Below are 16354 nucleotides of genomic sequence, written 5' to 3' on the forward strand. Positions count from 1 at the left end.
ACATACCCGGACGGCCGGGAGTTCCGCGACAGGCCCCCGGCAGGTTCTGCGACAGGCCCCTGGCAAGTTCCGCGGCGGGTGCCACGGCAGGTTCCGCGGCGGGCTTCACGGCGGGTGCCTCTCCGGCCGCCGACCGCGCGGACCGGGGGCACCGGTCACGCGGGCAGCGCGTGCAGCTTCTTGCCGTGCAGGGCGAAGACGTGCTTGCCGTCCGTGGCCACCAGCCACGCGTGGTAGTCGCCCGTCCCGTCGTTGAAGGTCCAGCGCAGGGCACCGGTCCTCGCGTCGATGGCGTGCACGCCGCCCTCCGGATCGAGGTCGGTGGCCCCGAAGAGCGTGTCCCCCACCCTGACGAACTGCCGGGGCACCTGCACGCTCGCGTCCTGGAGCGCCGTCGACTGCCAGACCTTCTTCCCGGTCGCCGGTTCGAGGGCCCACAGCGTGCGGCCGCTGTCCGCGATGTACAGCACCCCGTCCACGAGGCTCGGCTCCCGGAACAGGGAGAACTCCTCCGCCTCCACGGACCACTTCTCGGAGCCGTCCGCCAGCGCGAACGCCTGGAGCCGGGACCCCTGCGGAACGATCACCAGGTCCTGGTGGACGGCGAACGGCCCGTAGCTCGTCTTCGTCGTCTTGTGCGTCCACACCTGCTTGCCGGTGGCGGTGTCGCGGACCGTGAGGTTCTTCTTGTAGTCCGTGTAGACGAGATGGCGGCCCTGGACGGCGGCGTGGATGCCGTTCTGCTCGGTGCCGAGGTCGCGCTGCTCCTTCCACGCGACCTTGCCGGTGGTGCTGTTCAGCGCGGCGATCACGTTGGTGTGGGACGAACCGTCCGCCTCCAGGATCTCCGCGACGACGTACACCTGCTCCGCGTCCACCGCGATGGGCCGCGGCTGCCGGTACTCCTTGCCGAGGTGGCTGCGCCAGGTCTCCTTGCCCGACCCCGGCACGAAGCCGATCACGCTGCCGTCGTACTTGCCGCTGGCCAGATACAGGGTGCCAGCGCCGAGCAGCAGCGGCGCACCGGGCGTCGCCCCCTCGGTCAGCGACCACCGCTCCTCGCCGGTCGCCCCGGCGAGCGCGGCCAGCGGGTCGCCGCTTGCGATCACCACACCGTCCACGGCGACGAGCTCGTCGTTGTCCCCGTACGTCTGCGCCGAGGTGGTCTTCGTCCAGAGCGGTGCGGGGGCCTTGCCGTCCTGCCCGCCCTTGTCCCCCTTGCCGTCCTGCGGGGAAGAGCCGCGCGGAGACGGCACGCTGCCCTCGCCGCCGGTCGCCGACTCGTCCTCGCAGGCGGTCAGACCGGCCCCGAGCACCGCCATCGTGAGCCCGCCCCCGGCCAGCCGCAGTACGCGCCGCCGGGAAGTCCTGCCGGCCGTCGTACCGAGTCCCTTGGACATGTCGCCTTACCCCCGTGGAGTTGTTCGGAGCGGAAAGATCGGCGGATCGCCGTCGCAGAAGGCGTGTGCATCTGCGATGCGAGACGTTAACCTCCGGCGTCCTCCACCGGTCGGGCCAGGGCATGACCGGGACGACACCGTGAACGAAACGGAACATTTGCGAAGACACGTTGACGGCCGGCGGAGGAGCGCCCGAGGCGGGGCAGGAGGGACGGAGCCGGGAGCGGTCGGGGACGGACGGAGGCGGGGCGACCGGCCGGCAGCGTCGAGCCGGCCGGGCAGCCGGGACGTACGAGGGCAGCTCGGCCGGTCAGCCGGTCAGCCGGAGGCGGACGAGGACAGCAGCTCCAGTTCCGTCGCCAGGTTGTGCCGGGCCCGCGCCTCCCACTCCGCCGCGCCGTACGGGGTACGGAACAGCCGGGGCAGACCGAGGAGTTGCCGCAGCACCGCCGCCCGGCCCTCCCGGAAGGCGTCGTCCGGGACGAAGCCGTACTCCTCCCGGACGCGGGCCGCGTACGCCCCGTACTCCTGCGGCCCGCCCGCCAGGACCGCCAGGTCCGCGTCGCACAGCACCTCGCCGTTGCGGTCGCCGTCCGCCGGGTCGTGCGTGACGGTGAGCCGGACCAGCCGGGCCACCTCTGCCGTCACCGCGTCCGGCACCCCCGCCTCGGGCAGCGCGCGTTCGGCCAGGGCGGCGCTGCGCTCCTCGTTCTCGCTGCGGTCGGGCCGGTACACCGCGTCGTGGAACCAGGCGGCGAGCCGTACCGCCTCCACGTCCTCGGCGTGGTCGGCCAGCGTGTCGACGTGGTCCAGGACCGCCCGCAGGTGGGCGGTCGTGTGGTACCGGCGCTGCGGCTCGGCCCAGCGGGCGAGCAGGTTGTCGGCGTACGGCAGCGGATCGGGGCCGCCCGCCCCGGCGCGCGCGGCCAGCAGCGTGTCGTGCCAGCGGTCCCGGAGCCCGGTTTCGGTGCTGGTGCCGGTGTTGGTGCCGACACCGGCGTTCCGCGGCGGGTGGGGGCGGTGGCTGTGGTCCGTCATGGAGCGACTCTAGGACGTGGGCGGTGCGCGGACGGGTGCGCGCGGGAGGCAGCCGGGGTACGGGCCCGGGGCTTCCACCCTCCGGACCGGCCCTTGTCGCCCGGCCCGGACGGTCATACCGTGCGCCCGTGATGATGGATCTCAACGCGGACCTCGGCGAGGGCTTCGGCCGCTGGACCCTGACCGATGACGATGCCCTCCTGACCGTCGTCACCAGCGCCAACGTGGCCTGCGGCTTCCACGCCGGCGACGCCTCCGTGATGCGGCGGGTCTGCGACGCGGCGGCGGCCGGCGGGGTACGGATCGGGGCGCAGGTCTCCTATCGGGACCTGGCCGGGTTCGGACGCCGCGCGATGGACGTGCCGGCCGCCGAGCTGACCGCCGAGATCGCTTACCAGATAGGTGCGTTGAGGGTCTTCGCGGAGGCCGCCGGCTCCGCCGTCTCGTACGTCAAACCGCACGGCGCGCTCTACAACCGGACGGTCTGGGACGACGACCAGGCCGCCGCCGTCGTCGCGGGCGTCCGCCTCGCGGGCGGTGCCCCTGCCGTGCTCGGCCTGCCCGGCTCCCGGCTGCTCGCCCACGCGGCCGAGGCCCGGCTGGCCGCCGTGGAGGAGGCGTTCGCCGATCGCGCGTACACCCCGCAGGGCACCCTCGTACCGCGCGGCGAACCGGGCGCGGTGGTGCACGATCCGGACGACGTCGTACGCCGGAGCGTCGGGATGGCCGTGAAGCAGGAGGTGACCGGGGCGGACGGCAGCCGCGTGCCGGTCGTCGCGCGCTCGCTCTGCGTCCACGGGGACACTCCGGGCGCGGCGGACCTCGCCCGCCGGGTGCGGGCCGCACTGGAGGAAGCGGGCGTTGCGATACGGGCGTTCACATGAACGGGCACCGCGCAACGGGTGGTGACGCGAACGCCCCAGCCGCCGGTCCCGGCCCTCGCGCGCCCGGTGCGCGTGCGCGGCGGATACGCGTGCTGCCCGCCGGGCCGCACGCGCTCCTCGTCGAACTGAACGATGGCGAGCACGCCGAGGCGTTCCACGCCGAGCTGATCCGCCGTCGCGCGCGTGGTGAGCTGCCCGCCGTGCGCGACATCGTCCCGGCCGCCCGCACCGTCCTGCTCGATGGGATCACGGACCGTGCTGCCGAAGCCGAAGCCGAAGCCGAAGCCGCAGCCGCAGCCGGGCCCTGGTCCGGGGGCATCTCTGGGGCCCGCGACCGGTTGGCGCGGGACCTCGCCTCGTGGCGGGTGGAGGCGGTGCCCCGCGCGGACCGCGAACCGGTGGAGATCCCCGTCATCTACGACGGTCCCGACCTCGACGAGGTCGCCGCGCTCTGGGGCGTCGGGCCCGACGCGGTGGGCGCGCTGCACTCCCGTACCGCGTTCCGGGTGGCGTTCTGCGGGTTCGCCCCCGGCTTCGGCTATCTCGCGGGGCTGCCCGAGCGGCTGCACGTGCCCCGGCGCACCACCCCGCGCACGCGGGTCCCGGCCGGGGCGGTGGCGCTCGCCGGGCCCTACACGGGGGTCTACCCGCGGGTGTCGCCCGGCGGCTGGCAGCTCATCGGGCGGATGCCGGACCCGTCGGGCCTGTGGGACCCGGCCCGCGAACCGGCGGCGCTGCTCGGGCCGGGGACGCCGGTCAGGTTCGTACCGGTGGGGGCGGACGGCGGCACGGTCCCGGTGCCGGAACCCCGCGCGGGTACGACGCCGACGCCCCGCGCGAACGGCCGCCGGGCGGGCGCATGACGTCAACCGCCGCGTACCGCCTGCACGTTGTCCGTCCCGGCGCGCTGACCACCGTGCAGGACGCGGGACGTACCGGCTGGGCGCACCTGGGGGTCGGGCGGGCCGGGGCGCTGGACGCGCCCGCCGCCCGGCTGGCCAACCGGCTGGTCGGCAATCCGCCGGACGCAGCCGTCCTGGAGACCACGCTCACCGGGTGCGCGGTCCGCCCGGACGGGACGGTCGTGGCCGTCGTCGGCGGGGCGGGCTGTCCGGTGACGGTGGACGGACGGCCGGTGGCGTGGGGCGCGCCGGTACGGGTGCCGGCCGGTGCGGTGCTGGAGGCGGGCCCTGCCGCCACCGGTCTCCGGAGCTACCTGGCGTTCGCGGGCGGGCTGGTGCCGGACGCGGTGCTGGGCAGCCGTTCGGCAGACGTCCTCTCGGGGCTCGGGCCCGCCCCGCTGAGCGAGGGGGACACCGTTCCCCTGGGTGACCCGGCGGGGTGCGTACCGTCGCCCGCGGCCGGACCCGTCCCCTGGCCGGGGGCCCCGGCCGAACTGGTGCTGCCGGTCCATCCCGGGCCCCGCCACCACTGGTTCACCGCGTCCGCCCTCCGCACCCTCCTCACCTCCGGCTACCGGGTCTCGCCGGACAGCAACCGCATCGGCCTGCGCACGGAGGGACCCGCGCTGGAACGGTCGCGTACGGAGGAACTGCCGAGCGAGGGCGTCGTGTTGGGCGCGGTCCAGGTCCCCCCGGACGGGCGGCCCGTCGTCTTCCTCCACGACCATCCGACGACCGGCGGCTACCCGGTCGTCGGCGTGGTCCCCGAACACGCCCTCGCCGGGGCCGCGCAGGCGGTGCCGGGGACCCGGCTGCGGTTCGTCCGGGCCTGAGCCCGTCCGCCGGGCCACGTGCCGTTCCGGCCGGTCCCCCGGTGGCCGGGGCGTGGGCCGGGGGGCCCGAGACACCGCGCGAAGGGCCGTCCAGGAGCGGCCCCGTGACCTGCCGCCTCACCGGTGGGGCCCGCTCCCACCCGGTGCGGCGGCCGGCCGTGGATCAGACGTGCCGCGGAGGGCGCGACGGCGCGATCAGCAGCAGTTGGGGAAGTCCCAGTTCTGCCAGTCCAAGCCGATGTCGTAGCGCGTCTTGCCCACGAAAGCGCCGTTGCTGTTCGTGAGGTGGACGGTCGTGCGGAACTGGTTCGACGTCTGCGTGTCCGTCACCTTGATGGGGCTCGCCGCACTGGCCTTGCCGTACGGGTCGGGCTTGCCCATGGACGTCCAACGGCTCCAACTGCCGTTCGTGGTCCAGCGCGTCCACACCGCGTAGTCGGTGCCGACGAAGTACTGCTCGTCCTCGCCGTTCGGCAGGTCGTGCTTGGTCACGCCGTACTTGCATATGTACTTGCCGTTGCCACCGGCTGTGCAGATGTCGGCGGCCTGGGCCGGCGTGATGGACACGGCCAGCCCCGCCATGGCGGCGACGGTGACGACGGCGGCCTTGATTTTCTTCACCCTGTGCATCCTGTTCTCCGACGTACCCGCGCGGACCGGCCAGTTCCAGGCCCGGCGGTGACTCGCTGTCACCCTAATGGCTGCCGGAGAACGGTCTCGCGTCTCCCGCTCGGTCCCGAACCACCGCCGGGTTCGGGCTTCGCCCCGCTACCAGTAGGGCGTCGAGCCGGTGGGAGAGGCGGCGGAAGACCTCATGGTCCGGCGTGAGTTCACCGTCCGTTCAACAGATGGTGACGAACACCGGACATGCCCGGTCTCCGTGCGCACACACGAGCGCGGCGGGACCTCGACGGTCCCGCCGCGCTCCGACTCCGTATGCCGGGCCGGTCTCACGCGCCCTTGAAGGTGCGCAGCCGAAGCGAGTTGCCGACCACGAAGACCGACGAGAAGGCCATGGCCGCTCCGGCGATCATCGGGTTGAGCAGCCCGGCGGCGGCCAGGGGGAGGGCCGCGACGTTGTAGGCGAAGGCCCAGAAGAGGTTCGTGCGGATGGTGGAGAGGGTGCGGCGGGAGAGGCGGATCGCGTCGGCGGCGGCGTTGAGGTCGCCCCGGACGAGGGTGAGGTCGCTCGCCTCGATCGCGGCGTCCGTCCCGGTGCCCATCGCGAGCCCGAGGTCGGCCTGGGCGAGGGCGGCGGCGTCGTTGACCCCGTCCCCGACCATCGCCACCGAACGGCCTTCCGCCTGAAGGCGCTTGACCGCGTCGACCTTGTCCTGCGGCATGACCTCCGCGTACACCTCGTCGATACCGACCTCGGCCGCGACCGACTCCGCCACGGCCCGGTTGTCGCCGGTCAGGAGGATCGGGGTCAGACCGAGGGCGCGCAGCCGGCGGACGGCCTCGGCGCTCGTGTCCTTCACCGCGTCCGCGACCTCCAGCACCGCGCGCGCCTCGCCGTCCCAGGCCACGGTGATCGCGGTACGCCCGGCCGCCTCGGCTGCCTGCTTCGCCTCGGCGAGGGCGGCGGGGAGACGGATCTCCCACTCGGCCAGCAGCTGTTCCCGTCCCACGAGGACGGCGTGGCCTTCGACGGTGCCCTGGACGCCGAGTCCGGGGATGTTCTGGAAGTCCTCGGGGGTGGGGAGGGGGCCGGTGGTGTCGGTGGCGGCGGTGGCGACGGCTTGGGCGATGGGGTGTTCGGAGGCGTTCTCCAGGGCGCCTGCGAGGCGGAGGACCTGTGTCTCGGTCGTGGTGGGGGTGGTGTGAATGGTCTGGAGGGTCATGCGGCCGGTGGTGACGGTGCCGGTCTTGTCGAGGACGATGGTGTCGGCGCGGCGGGTGGTCTCCAGGACTTCGGGGCCCTTGATGAGGATGCCGAGCTGGGCGCCGCGGCCGGTGCCGGCCATGAGGGCGGTGGGGGTGGCGAGGCCGAGGGCGCAGGGGCAGGCGATGATGAGGACGGCGACGGCCGCGGTGAAGGCGGCGGTGGGTCCGGCGCCGTTGCCGAGCCAGTAGCCGAGGGTGGCGAGGGCGAGGGTGATGACGACGGGGACGAAGACGGCGGAGATGCGGTCGGCGAGGCGCTGGGCGGAGGCTTTGCCGTTCTGGGCGTCCTCGACGAGCTGGGCCATGCGGGCGAGTTGGGTGTCGGCGCCGACGCGGGTGGCCTGGACGACGAGGCGGCCTCCGGCGTTGAGGGTGGCTCCGGTGACGGGGTCTCCGACGCCGACCTCGACGGGGACGGACTCGCCGGTGAGCATCGAGGCGTCCACGGCGGAGGAGCCCTCGACCACCGTCCCGTCCGTCGCGATCTTCTCCCCGGGACGCACCAGGAAGCGGTCCCCGACCTGGAGTTCGGCGGTCGGGATCGTCGACTCGACGCCGTCGCGCAGGACGGTGACCTCCTTCGCGCCCAGCTCCAGCAGCGCCCGCAGCGCCGCCCCGGCCTTCCGCTTCGAGCGGGTCTCGAAGTAGCGCCCGGCGAGGATGAACGCCGTCACCCCGGCCGCGGCCTCCAGGTAGATGTTCCCGGCGCCGTCGCTGCGCGCGATGGTGAACTCGAACGGGTGCGTCATGCCGACCATGCCCGCCGTCCCGAAGAACAGCGCCCACAGCGACCACAGGAACGCGGCCGACGTGCCGACCGAGATCAGCGTGTCCATCGTCGCCGCACCGTGCTTCGCGTTGGTCCAGGCGGCCCGGTGGAACGGCCAGGCGGCGTAGGTGACGACCGGCGCGGTCAGGGTCAGGGAGAGCCACTGCCAGTAGTCGAACTGGAGCGCCGGGACCATCGCCATGGCGATCACCGGTACGGCGAGCACCACGGCGGTGGTCAGGCGCTGGCGCAACGTGGTGAGCCCGTCGTCCTCCGTGCTCGGCGCCGGGGCGTCCGCCGCGTCCGTGCCGCCCCCGGTACGGGGGGTTGCGGCGGGCGGGGCGGGCCGCCGGGCGGTGTAGCCGGTGGCCTCGACGGTTGCGATCAGATCGTCGACGGAGACCTCTGATCCCTGATAGGTGACCTTCGCCTTCTCCGTGGCGTAGTTCACGGTGGCCTCGACACCGTCCATCCGGTTGAGCTTCTTCTCGATCCGGGCCGCGCACGAGGCGCAGGTCATCCCGCCGATCGCGAGTTCGACCGCGGCCGTGCCGGTGTCGGCGCCGACGGCGCTGGTGTCGGTGGTGGCGGAATGCGCGGACACGGGGCCCTCCCTGGAGTCGTCCTCTGGCTGATACCCCTGGGGGGTATCTCCAGCTGCCTCATGTATACCCCCCGCCCCTATGAAACGCAAGGGGTGATCGCGGAGGAGGGGGCGGGTCGGGTCGCGTCCGGTCGCGCTCGTACGTTCCTATAGAGGGCTGCGCTGTCCAGTCGCCGCCCCGTAGGCTGGCCATTGGACTAGACCTATAGCTGTGTATCGGAGGAATGGGGACCCATGAGCAATCGTGCAGTCCTGGAGGTGATCGCTCTCGACGCGGAGGACGCGGTCGCCGCCCAGGCCGGAGGTGCGGACCGTCTCGAACTGGTCACCGACATGGCTGCCGACGGTCTGACGCCGTCGCGGGAGACCTTCGCGGCGATCAGGTCCGCCGTGGACATCCCGCTGCGCGTGATGCTCAGGGTGGCGGACGGCTTCGCCGCCGGTGACATCGATGTTCTGGTCGGCAAGGCCCGTGAGATGCGGGAGGCGGGGGCCGACGCGTTCGTGTTCGGCTTCCTCGACGAGCAGGGCCACGCGGACCTCGTCGCCGTCGAGCGGCTCGTCGCGGAGCTGGACGGCTGCCCATGGACGTTCCACCGGGCCATCGACCGGGCCGCGGACCGCGACGCCGTGCGCAAGCAGCTCGCGGACCTGCCCGGACTCGACACGTTCCTCACGGCTGGCTCCCCGGCCGGGGTGGACGCGGGCATTCCGACCCTGGTGGCCGAGGCGGCCCGCAGCGGTGAGCCGGGGTACGAGGCGCAGGTCCTGGTCGGCGGCGGCCTCCACCTGCACCACCTGCCCGAACTGCGGGCGGCGGGCATCGACGCGGTCCACATCGGCGGCGCGGCCCGGCCCGGCGGCTGGTCGGGCCCGGTGGACGCGGCGGCCGTACGGGAGTGGCGCGAGGCGCTGGACGCCTGAGGCCCGTCCGGGGCCGGGCCTCGGCCCGGCCCCCCGGCCCCGGCCAGTCGATGCCGCCTCCCCGCCTACACCAGCGCCTCCGGCAGCGGTGCCGCGTGCAGCACCGTCAGCCCCGACACCGCACGGGTCAGCGCCACGTACAGCCGCCGCAACCCGGTCCGCTCGTCCGGTTCGCCGTCGACCACCGCCGCCGGCTCGTCGAGCACCACGTAGTCGTACTCCAGCCCCTTGGCGAGCGACGCCGGGACCAGCGTCAGCCGGGACTCGGCGGTCGTCTCCTCACCCGGCGAGAGGTACGCGTGCCCCGCCGCCGCCAACGCCGCTCCCAGCACCGGAATCCGGGCGTCGGCGGCGATCAGCCCGATCGACCCCTCGTGGCGCAGCGACTCCTCGCAGGCGGCGACCACGGCCGCGTCCAGCCCGTCCGCACCGTCCGTCACCTCCCGTACGACCAGTGAACCGGGCGACTCACGCACCGACTCCACCGCCGCGAGGCCCGGAGAGATCGCGGGCAGCAGCCGGGAGGCGTACGCGATGACCTCGCGCGGCACGCGGAAACCGGCCGTCAGCTCCTCCACCACCGCGTCCGCCTTGCCCAGGTGGAACAGGGCCTCGGCCCAGCTCTCCGTGGACCACGGCGTCGTCCCCTGTGCCAGGTCGCCGAGGACGGTGGCGGAACCGGTCGAGCACCGCCGTCCCACCGCCCGGTACTGCATGGGGGAAAGGTCCTGCGCCTCGTCGAGCACGACATGGCCGAGGGAGTGCGTACGGGCGATCAGGTCGGTCGCCTCGTCGATCAGGACCGCGTCCGCCGCCGACCACTTCGCCGTCTTCACACTGCGGGCCGGTTTCGCCCACAGGAGCCGCTTCTGCTCCTCCTCGCTCAGCAGCCCCTCCGCGTGCGCGGCCAGGAACTCCGGGTCGGACAGCAGCCGCAGCACCAGCTTCGCCGGGTCCACGGCGGGCCAGATCGCCTTGACGGCCGCCTTCACCGCCGGGTTCCGGGCCACCGCGTTCTGCACCCGGTCGTCGGGGGCCTCCCCGGCCTCCTCCATCCGGACGAGGACGGCGTGCGCGATGCGCTGCGGGAGCGCCTCGTGCGCGGCCCCGTACCGCATGTCGCGGGCCAGCAGCTCGTCGACCATCTCCTGGATCTCGTACGCGGGCACCCGCCAGCGCCGGGAGCCGCGTACCACGACGACGGGCTCGACCGGGGCGGTCACATGGGAGCGGACCGCCCGCCGCAGCACCTCCGCCATCCGGGCGTCGCCCTTGACGACGGCGGTTGCGGCCTCGTCCTCGCCCCGGACCTCGACCCCGGCGCGCACCAGGTCGTCGACGGTGGCCTGCTTCACCTCCAGCTCGCCGAGGGCGGGCAGGACCTGCTCGATGTAGTGGAGGAAGGACCGGTTCGGCCCGATGACCAGGGTGCCGGTACGGGCGAGGCGCTCGCGGTGCGCGTACAGCAGGTACGCCACCCGGTGCAGGCCCACGGCGGTCTTCCCGGTGCCGGGCCCGCCCTGCACGCAGACGGTCCCGCCGAGGCCGCTGCGGACGATCTCGTCCTGCTCGGGCTGGATGGTGGCGACGATGTCGCGCATCGGACCGACGCGCGGCCGCTCGATCTCCGCCTGGAGGAGGCGGCTGGTGTGCTCGGCCTCGGCGGGGTCGGTGAGGTGCTCGTCCTCGTACGCGGTCAGCTCGCCGCCGGTGTAGCCGAAGCGGCGGCGCAGCCCCACGTCCCGGGGGTTCGTGCGGGACGCCTGGTAGTACGGCTGGGAGACCGGCGCGCGCCAGTCGATGACCATGGGGTCGCCGGCGGCGTCGTGGACGTGGCGGCGGCCGATGTAGAACCGCTCGCCGTCCGCGCCCTCGGCCAGTTCGCCGCCGACGGCGTGGAGGTAGTCGAGGCGGCCGAAGAACAGCGGGGTGTGCGAGAGGTCGGCGAGCGCCTTGATGCGGTCGTCGATCTGGGACTGGAGCACGGCGGCGTTGACCCAGTTCGCGGTGACATCGCGGATGTCGAGGGCCTGGACGTCCTCGCGCATGCCGCGCAGTGCGGCGCGGGACGCGGCGAGATGGGCACGCTCGTGCGACAGGGGGTCGTGGGGGTCGGGCGGGGAATCGCTCTCTGCTACGTGCGCGGGCACGGTGTTGCCTCCGGCTCTTCAACGCAGGACGGCGGGCCGCGCGCTGAGACCGGCAGGGGCCGGAGCGGCGGTCCGCTGGGAAGGTTGGTTCGCGTGGGTGCCGTCCGGTTTCCGTCCGGCCGGCGGCGCTCCCCCGGCTGCCGGCGGTGAAAGGCCGGTACCACGGTTCGGGAGGCGGGCAGACCGGCGATTGTAGTCACAGGGCGGGACCCGGTCGAACGGAATACGGCCCCGGCCGGGAGCGGCCGGGGCAGGCCGGGGAGGTCGGCACGCTCGGGGAGCGGGCCGCGGAGGGGCCCAGGGGGCGGTGCCGGGGCGGCCGTTCGCGGGCGGGCCCGGTGAGCGGTCCAGGGGGAAGCGCCCGGAGACGGCCTGGTCAGGGGCACCCGTAGGGGATGCGTGCGACCTGGGCGGTACCGGAGGGCTACGCACAGGCCCGCGCTTCCGCCTGCGGACCGACGCGGCCGACGCACGGGTTCCGCCTGCGGGCCGACGCGCCCGATCGGGTGACGGGAGCACCATGGATACATGAGCACAGCCACCCTGAACCCCCGCACGACCGGCCCCGCGCACGGCGCGACCGCGGCGACCGGTGACCACCGACCCCACCGCGTCGGAGACGCGATGCGCGCCGTGAAGGTGTTCGTGACCACGGCGTTCGGCGTCGTCGTCCTGGGCGAGTACGCGGAAGAGGCGGGCGTCGTCGGCCGCGGCCGCTGAGCGCCCGCCCCGCCTGCCCGCCCCCTCCCGTTCTCAGTTCTCCGCGAGCAGCTCGTCCGCGTCGACGATGCGGTACGCGTACCCCTGCTCGGCCAGGAAGCGCTGGCGGTGCGCCGCGAAGTCCTGGTCGATGGTGTCGCGGGCGACGACCGAGTAGAACCGGGCCTCGTGCCCGTCGGCCTTCGGCCGCAGGACGCGGCCCAGCCGCTGCGCCTCCTCCTGGCGCGACCCGAAGGTGCCGGAGACCTGGATGGCGACGGTCGCCTCGGGCAGGTCGATGGAGAAGTTGGCGACCTTCGACACGACCAGAACGCTGATCTCGCCCTGGCGGAACGCCTCGAAGAGCTTCTCCCGCTGGGCGTTGCTGGTCTCACCCTTGATCACGGGGGCGTCCAGATGCTCGCCCAGCTCGTCGAGCTGGTCGATGTACTGCCCGATGACGAGGGTCTGCTCACCCTGGTGCTTGCGCACCAGCGCCTCGGTCACCTTCCGCTTGGTCGCGGTGGTGGCGCAGAACCGGTACTTCTCCTCCGTCTCGGCGGTCGCGTACGCGAGCCGCTCGGAGTCGGTGAGGTTGACCCGGACCTCGACGCAGTCGGCGGGCGCGATGTAGCCCTGCGCCTCGATCTCCTTCCACGGGGCGTCGAACCGCTTCGGCCCGATGAGGGAGAAGACGTCGGATTCCCGGCCGTCCTCCCGTACGAGCGTCGCCGTGAGGCCGAGCCGCCGCCGGGCCTGGAGGTCGGCGGTGAACTTGAAGACGGGCGCGGGCAGCAGGTGGACCTCGTCGTAGACGACCAGGCCCCAGTCGCGGGAGTCGAACAGCTCCAGGTGCGGGTAGACGCCCTTCCGCCGGGTGGTCAGCACCTGGTAGGTGGCGATGGTGACGGGCCGGATCTCCTTGCGGGTCCCGCTGTACTCGCCGATCTCGTCCTCGGTCAGCGAGGTCCGCTTCACCAGTTCGTGCTTCCACTGCCGGGCGGAGACGGTGTTGGTGACCAGGATCAGGGTGGTGGCCTTGGCCTGCGCCATCGCACCGGCGCCCACCAGCGTCTTCCCGGCCCCGCAGGGCAGCACGACGACCCCCGACCCGCCGTGCCAGAAGCCTTCCACGGCCTGCTTCTGGTACGGCCGCAGCGACCAGCCGTCCTCGGCCAGCTCGATCGGATGGGCCTCCCCGTCCACGTAACCGGCGAGGTCCTCGGCGGGCCACCCCAGCTTGAGCAGCGTCTGCTTGACCTGCCCGCGCTCGGAGGGGTGGACGGCCACGGTGTCCGGATCGATGCGTGCCCCGACCAGCGGCTGGACCTTCTTCGACCGGAGGATCTCCTCCAGCACGGGCCGGTCGGTGGTGGTCAGGACGAGCCCGTGCACGGGGTGCTTGGACAGGGTGAGCCGCCCGTACCGCGCCATCGTCTCGGCGATGTCGACCAGGAGCGCGTGCGGCACGGGGTAGCGGGAGTACTCGACCAGGGCGTCGACGACCTGCTCGGCATCGTGCCCGGCGGCACGGGCGTTCCACAGCCCGAGCGGGGTGACCCGGTACGTGTGGATGTGCTCGGGCGCACGCTCCAGCTCCGCGAACGGCGCGATGGCACGACGGCAGGCGTCCGCCAGGTCGTGGTCGACTTCGAGGAGCAGCGTCTTGTCGCTCTGGACGATGAGGGGTCCGGTCACGCGCTTCGGCCCTTTCTGCGGGGTACGGCCACGGCTGCGGCCAAACGTCCAGTGTGCCGCATCGGGGGCCGGAGCGGTGGGGGTGCGTGCCCGCGGGCAGTAGGGGCGGAGCGAGCGCACGGCCCGCGCAGATCGCCCCCGCCCCCGCTGCCCCGCACCCCGCCGCCCCGCCCCGGTCTCAGGCACCGCGGCTCTCAGGCCCCGCGGTGCTGCGGCCCGAACCGCACCGGGACGCCGGGGGAGTACAGCACGCTCATCGGCTCCCCGGCCGGGGCGGGCAGCCCGCCCGCCGCGATCAGGTCCTCGTCGCACTCCAGCAGCTCCGCCCGGTGGAGCGGCCACCGGGGGTGGACGTTGGGGAGGTGGGCGGTCCGCCCGAAGAACGTGGTGTGCAGGGCCCAGCGAGCCGTCAGGAAGTGCTCCAGGGGCGTGGGTTCGTCGATCGCCTCGCCCGGCCGCAGCACGATCCGGCTGCGTGCGCCGCGCGGGCCGGGCCAGCGGCGGCCGCTCGTGTACGTGAGGGTTCCGCCGGAGCGCTCGACGTCCATCCGGGACCACACGTACGGCAACCGGAACGCGGCCCGCGCCACGAGGACCGGGATGAGCCGCGAGGCGTCGAGCGACCGGAAGACGACACCGCGCCGACCGCGTCCGTCCACGGAGTAGAGCCGCACATTGGTCTCGGGAAAGGTGCCGAGGTACGGAATCCCCGGCAGCCCGAGCCCGCCCACCCGGTACATCCGGAACGCCACGAGCCCCACGTACGTCGTCGCCCCGTCGAACGTGTCCGGCACGGTGCCCGCCGGCAGCAGCGGCGCCACGTCGGCCGGGTCGACCGCCCAGTGCAGGAAGGCCAGATCCAGCCAGGACTGCGTGAGCAGCGGGGGCATCGGCCCGGCGGGCGGGTTCGGCGACACGGGCTCGGGGCTCCGGCGGGAGAAGGACATGCCCGCAGCATCGCAGAACGCGGTGGGGCGGCACCGCACCCGGCCGGGGACCGGCGAAGGGCCGGCGCTACTCGGTCCCGCCCGGCTGCCCGGTGCGCTTGGCCCGCCGGACGCCGAACGCGGCGAGACCGAGGACGGCCACCGCGATGATCGCCATCAGGATCTGCTCACCGGCGGTCAGGGTTCCGATCATCCGGGTCTCCTCGGCTGTGCGGCTGCGTATGCAGGGTGAACATGTCATGCGGGGAGACTTGCGACCATCGGAGATGTGATCTTCAGAGCTTTCCTTGAGGGTTCGCGCCGAGCGCCCACGCGTGGGCGCTCGGTCTCCCTCAGCCCAGGTAGGGCCGGTCACGGCCCTCGGCGAAGTGGCGCAGCCGGAGGCGCTGGGTGTGGTGCATGGGTATCGCGTCGAGTTCGTCCGGTGCCACGAACCGGACCTCCGTGCTCTCCTCGGAAACGGTCAGGGCTCCGCCGGTCACGCGGGCGGTGAAGCAGACGTTGAACTGTCGGCGGACTTCCCCGTCGCTGTACTCGATGATGTGCCGGGGGTCGGTGTACGTCCCGACGAGACCCGTGATCTGGACGTCGAGCCCGGTCTCCTCCTTGACCTCACGAACTGCTGCGCCGGGCAGCGAGTCCCCGAGGTCCATTCCGCCGCCCGGCAGCGCCCAGAGGTCGTTGTCGCGGCGGCGCTGGAGGAGGATGCGTCCGTCGCCGTCGGTCACGACTGCCGACGCCGCGACGACCATGCTGTTGGGCTCGGGCGCGTTCGGGTCGTCGTAGTACTCGGTCCGTGCCATCGGGTTCACCCTTCCACCGGCCGCGCGGAGTTCCAGACCGTCTCGAAGCTGTCCGCGTAGGTGCCGAACATGCCTCCGCTGCCGGTGCTCCGAAGATGCCATACCGGCGCGGCGTAGGCGTTGACGCCCCAGATGTGGGCGTTGACCAGGATCTCGTCGTCCGCGCGGTACAGACTGTTGTAGAGCGTCGTTCCGTGCGTGCGGATGTCGATGCCGGGCACGGTGGCCAGGGGGCGGTAGTGCATGAGCGCCAGCCGGCAGCGTGACTCGATGCCATGGCCGAAGCGCTCTTCCTGGCCACGTTGTCGGACGTTGATGTGGTCGGCATCGCCTACCGCGATCCGGATCGAGCACCCGTCTGCGGCCCTCTCGCGCAGCATGCTGTTGAGCCGTGGATACGCCTCGTGCAGGAAGACCGCTCCGTACACGAGCACATCGATCCGCGCGCGGGCCCGGGCGAGGAGGTTCACGAACGTGGATACCGGCAGGTCGGCCCGTTGCTCGTACAGGGCGACGAGCTCGGGACTCACTGCCCGCGCCGAGCGTGCCTGCCTGAGTTGAGGCCAAAGGGCGTGCACGTCCTCGCCCAGCGTCTCGGCGGCCTTGAGAGCCGTGGAGCGCCGGGGCGTGCGCCCGAAGTTGACCCACCTTTCGACGGACTTGGGGTCGACCTCCACCACCCCGGCCAGGTCTGCGTGGGTCCACCCTCTGGCGGCCATGACTGCCCGTAGGCGTTCGTTCGGCATCCCTGGTTGCCTTCCCGCTCCCGCTTGCCCGGACGTCTCAGGGACGTTCTACAGGGCGGGGGACGTCCCG

15 protein-coding genes are annotated in these 16354 nt (G+C 73.2%); 5 read left to right on the forward strand and 10 right to left on the reverse strand.

What is annotated here, in order from left to right:
• Positions 1 to 155 precede the first annotated feature (155 nt).
• Both QFZ71_RS16765 and QFZ71_RS16770 read right to left on the reverse strand, forming a co-directional pair.
• Complete coding sequence (locus QFZ71_RS16765) at positions 156 to 1400, reverse strand: PQQ-binding-like beta-propeller repeat protein (RefSeq protein ID WP_307669021.1); 1245 nt, start codon at positions 1398 to 1400, stop codon at positions 156 to 158.
• Positions 1401 to 1718: 318 nt separating this feature from the next.
• Positions 1719 to 2438: a hypothetical protein gene (locus tag QFZ71_RS16770; protein ID WP_307669022.1), complete on the reverse strand. Its 720-nt coding sequence runs from the start codon at positions 2436 to 2438 to the stop codon at positions 1719 to 1721.
• A gap of 134 nt (positions 2439 to 2572) precedes the next feature.
• On the opposite strand from QFZ71_RS16770, the gene QFZ71_RS16775 reads away from it, so the two are divergent.
• The 3 genes from QFZ71_RS16775 to QFZ71_RS16785 all read left to right on the forward strand — a co-directional run bounded on the left by QFZ71_RS16775 (position 2573) and on the right by QFZ71_RS16785 (position 5057).
• On the forward strand, positions 2573 to 3322 hold the full coding sequence (locus QFZ71_RS16775; protein ID WP_307671485.1) for a LamB/YcsF family protein: 750 nt from the start codon (positions 2573 to 2575) through the stop codon (positions 3320 to 3322).
• An 89-nt stretch (positions 3323 to 3411) separates the two neighbouring features.
• Complete coding sequence (locus QFZ71_RS16780; protein ID WP_307669023.1) at positions 3412 to 4185, forward strand: allophanate hydrolase subunit 1; 774 nt, start codon at positions 3412 to 3414, stop codon at positions 4183 to 4185.
• The gene (locus tag QFZ71_RS16785) at positions 4182 to 5057 is read left to right on the forward strand and encodes a biotin-dependent carboxyltransferase family protein (RefSeq protein WP_307669024.1); all 876 of its coding nucleotides are present in this window, start codon (positions 4182 to 4184) and stop codon (positions 5055 to 5057) included. Before QFZ71_RS16780 ends, QFZ71_RS16785 begins: the two co-directional genes overlap by 4 nt.
• 195 nt (positions 5058 to 5252) lie before the next feature.
• On the opposite strand, the gene QFZ71_RS16790 is transcribed toward QFZ71_RS16785, so the two are convergent.
• A complete protein-coding gene (locus QFZ71_RS16790; protein ID WP_307669025.1) occupies positions 5253 to 5678 on the reverse strand; it encodes a hypothetical protein in 426 nt (141 codons plus the stop codon).
• A 329-nt stretch (positions 5679 to 6007) separates the two neighbouring features.
• Positions 6008 to 8317, reverse strand: coding sequence for a cation-translocating P-type ATPase (locus QFZ71_RS16795; protein WP_307669026.1), 2310 nt, complete (start codon positions 8315 to 8317; stop codon positions 6008 to 6010).
• 234 nt (positions 8318 to 8551) lie between these two features.
• Between QFZ71_RS16795 and QFZ71_RS16800 the strand changes: the two genes are divergently transcribed.
• Positions 8552 to 9241 (forward strand): copper homeostasis protein CutC, encoded by a 690-nt coding sequence (locus QFZ71_RS16800; RefSeq protein ID WP_307669027.1) that lies wholly within the window; start codon positions 8552 to 8554, stop codon positions 9239 to 9241.
• A 65-nt stretch (positions 9242 to 9306) separates the two neighbouring features.
• Here QFZ71_RS16800 and QFZ71_RS16805 read toward each other — a convergent pair whose 3' ends face one another.
• Positions 9307 to 11391: a UvrD-helicase domain-containing protein gene (locus QFZ71_RS16805; RefSeq protein ID WP_307669028.1), complete on the reverse strand. Its 2085-nt coding sequence runs from the start codon at positions 11389 to 11391 to the stop codon at positions 9307 to 9309.
• Positions 11392 to 11919: 528 nt separating this feature from the next.
• Between QFZ71_RS16805 and QFZ71_RS16810 the strand changes: the two genes are divergently transcribed.
• Positions 11920 to 12111, forward strand: coding sequence for a hypothetical protein (locus QFZ71_RS16810; protein ID WP_228989583.1), 192 nt, complete (start codon positions 11920 to 11922; stop codon positions 12109 to 12111).
• A 33-nt stretch (positions 12112 to 12144) separates the two neighbouring features.
• Here the strand turns inward: QFZ71_RS16810 and QFZ71_RS16815 are convergent, their stop codons facing one another.
• The 5 genes from QFZ71_RS16815 to QFZ71_RS16835 all read right to left on the reverse strand — a co-directional run bounded on the left by QFZ71_RS16815 (position 12145) and on the right by QFZ71_RS16835 (position 16284).
• The gene (locus QFZ71_RS16815) at positions 12145 to 13788 is read right to left on the reverse strand and encodes a DNA repair helicase XPB (protein WP_307669029.1); all 1644 of its coding nucleotides are present in this window, start codon (positions 13786 to 13788) and stop codon (positions 12145 to 12147) included.
• Positions 13789 to 13982: 194 nt separating this feature from the next.
• The gene (locus tag QFZ71_RS16820; protein ID WP_307669030.1) at positions 13983 to 14735 is read right to left on the reverse strand and encodes a YqjF family protein; all 753 of its coding nucleotides are present in this window, start codon (positions 14733 to 14735) and stop codon (positions 13983 to 13985) included.
• A gap of 67 nt (positions 14736 to 14802) precedes the next feature.
• Positions 14803 to 14928: a hypothetical protein gene (locus QFZ71_RS16825; RefSeq protein WP_307669031.1), complete on the reverse strand. Its 126-nt coding sequence runs from the start codon at positions 14926 to 14928 to the stop codon at positions 14803 to 14805.
• A 139-nt stretch (positions 14929 to 15067) separates the two neighbouring features.
• Entirely contained in the window at positions 15068 to 15538 is a 471-nt protein-coding gene (locus QFZ71_RS16830) for an NUDIX hydrolase (protein ID WP_307669032.1), read from the reverse strand.
• Positions 15539 to 15543: 5 nt separating this feature from the next.
• Positions 15544 to 16284: an XRE family transcriptional regulator gene (locus QFZ71_RS16835; protein ID WP_307669033.1), complete on the reverse strand. Its 741-nt coding sequence runs from the start codon at positions 16282 to 16284 to the stop codon at positions 15544 to 15546.
• Positions 16285 to 16354: the final 70 nt, after the last annotated feature.

Source organism: Streptomyces sp. V2I9 (assembly GCF_030817475.1).
GTDB lineage: Bacteria > Actinomycetota > Actinomycetes > Streptomycetales > Streptomycetaceae > Streptomyces.

Bases quoted from the DNA above. Each gene is read 5' to 3' on its own strand.
- QFZ71_RS16765 (WP_307669021.1), bottom strand. From the start codon at position 1,400: ATGTCCAAGGGACTCGGTACGACGGCCGGCAGGACTTCCCGGCGGCGC.
- QFZ71_RS16770 (WP_307669022.1), bottom strand. From the start codon at position 2,438: ATGACGGACCACAGCCACCGCCCCCACCCGCCGCGGAACGCCGGTGTC.
- QFZ71_RS16775 (WP_307671485.1), top strand. From the start codon at position 2,573: ATGGATCTCAACGCGGACCTCGGCGAGGGCTTCGGCCGCTGGACCCTG.
- QFZ71_RS16785 (WP_307669024.1), top strand. From the start codon at position 4,182: ATGACGTCAACCGCCGCGTACCGCCTGCACGTTGTCCGTCCCGGCGCG.
- QFZ71_RS16800 (WP_307669027.1), top strand. From the start codon at position 8,552: ATGAGCAATCGTGCAGTCCTGGAGGTGATCGCTCTCGACGCGGAGGAC.
- QFZ71_RS16810 (WP_228989583.1), top strand. From the start codon at position 11,920: ATGAGCACAGCCACCCTGAACCCCCGCACGACCGGCCCCGCGCACGGC.
- QFZ71_RS16820 (WP_307669030.1), bottom strand. From the start codon at position 14,735: ATGTCCTTCTCCCGCCGGAGCCCCGAGCCCGTGTCGCCGAACCCGCCC.
- QFZ71_RS16825 (WP_307669031.1), bottom strand. From the start codon at position 14,928: ATGATCGGAACCCTGACCGCCGGTGAGCAGATCCTGATGGCGATCATC.
- QFZ71_RS16830 (WP_307669032.1), bottom strand. From the start codon at position 15,538: ATGGCACGGACCGAGTACTACGACGACCCGAACGCGCCCGAGCCCAAC.
- QFZ71_RS16835 (WP_307669033.1), bottom strand. From the start codon at position 16,284: ATGCCGAACGAACGCCTACGGGCAGTCATGGCCGCCAGAGGGTGGACC.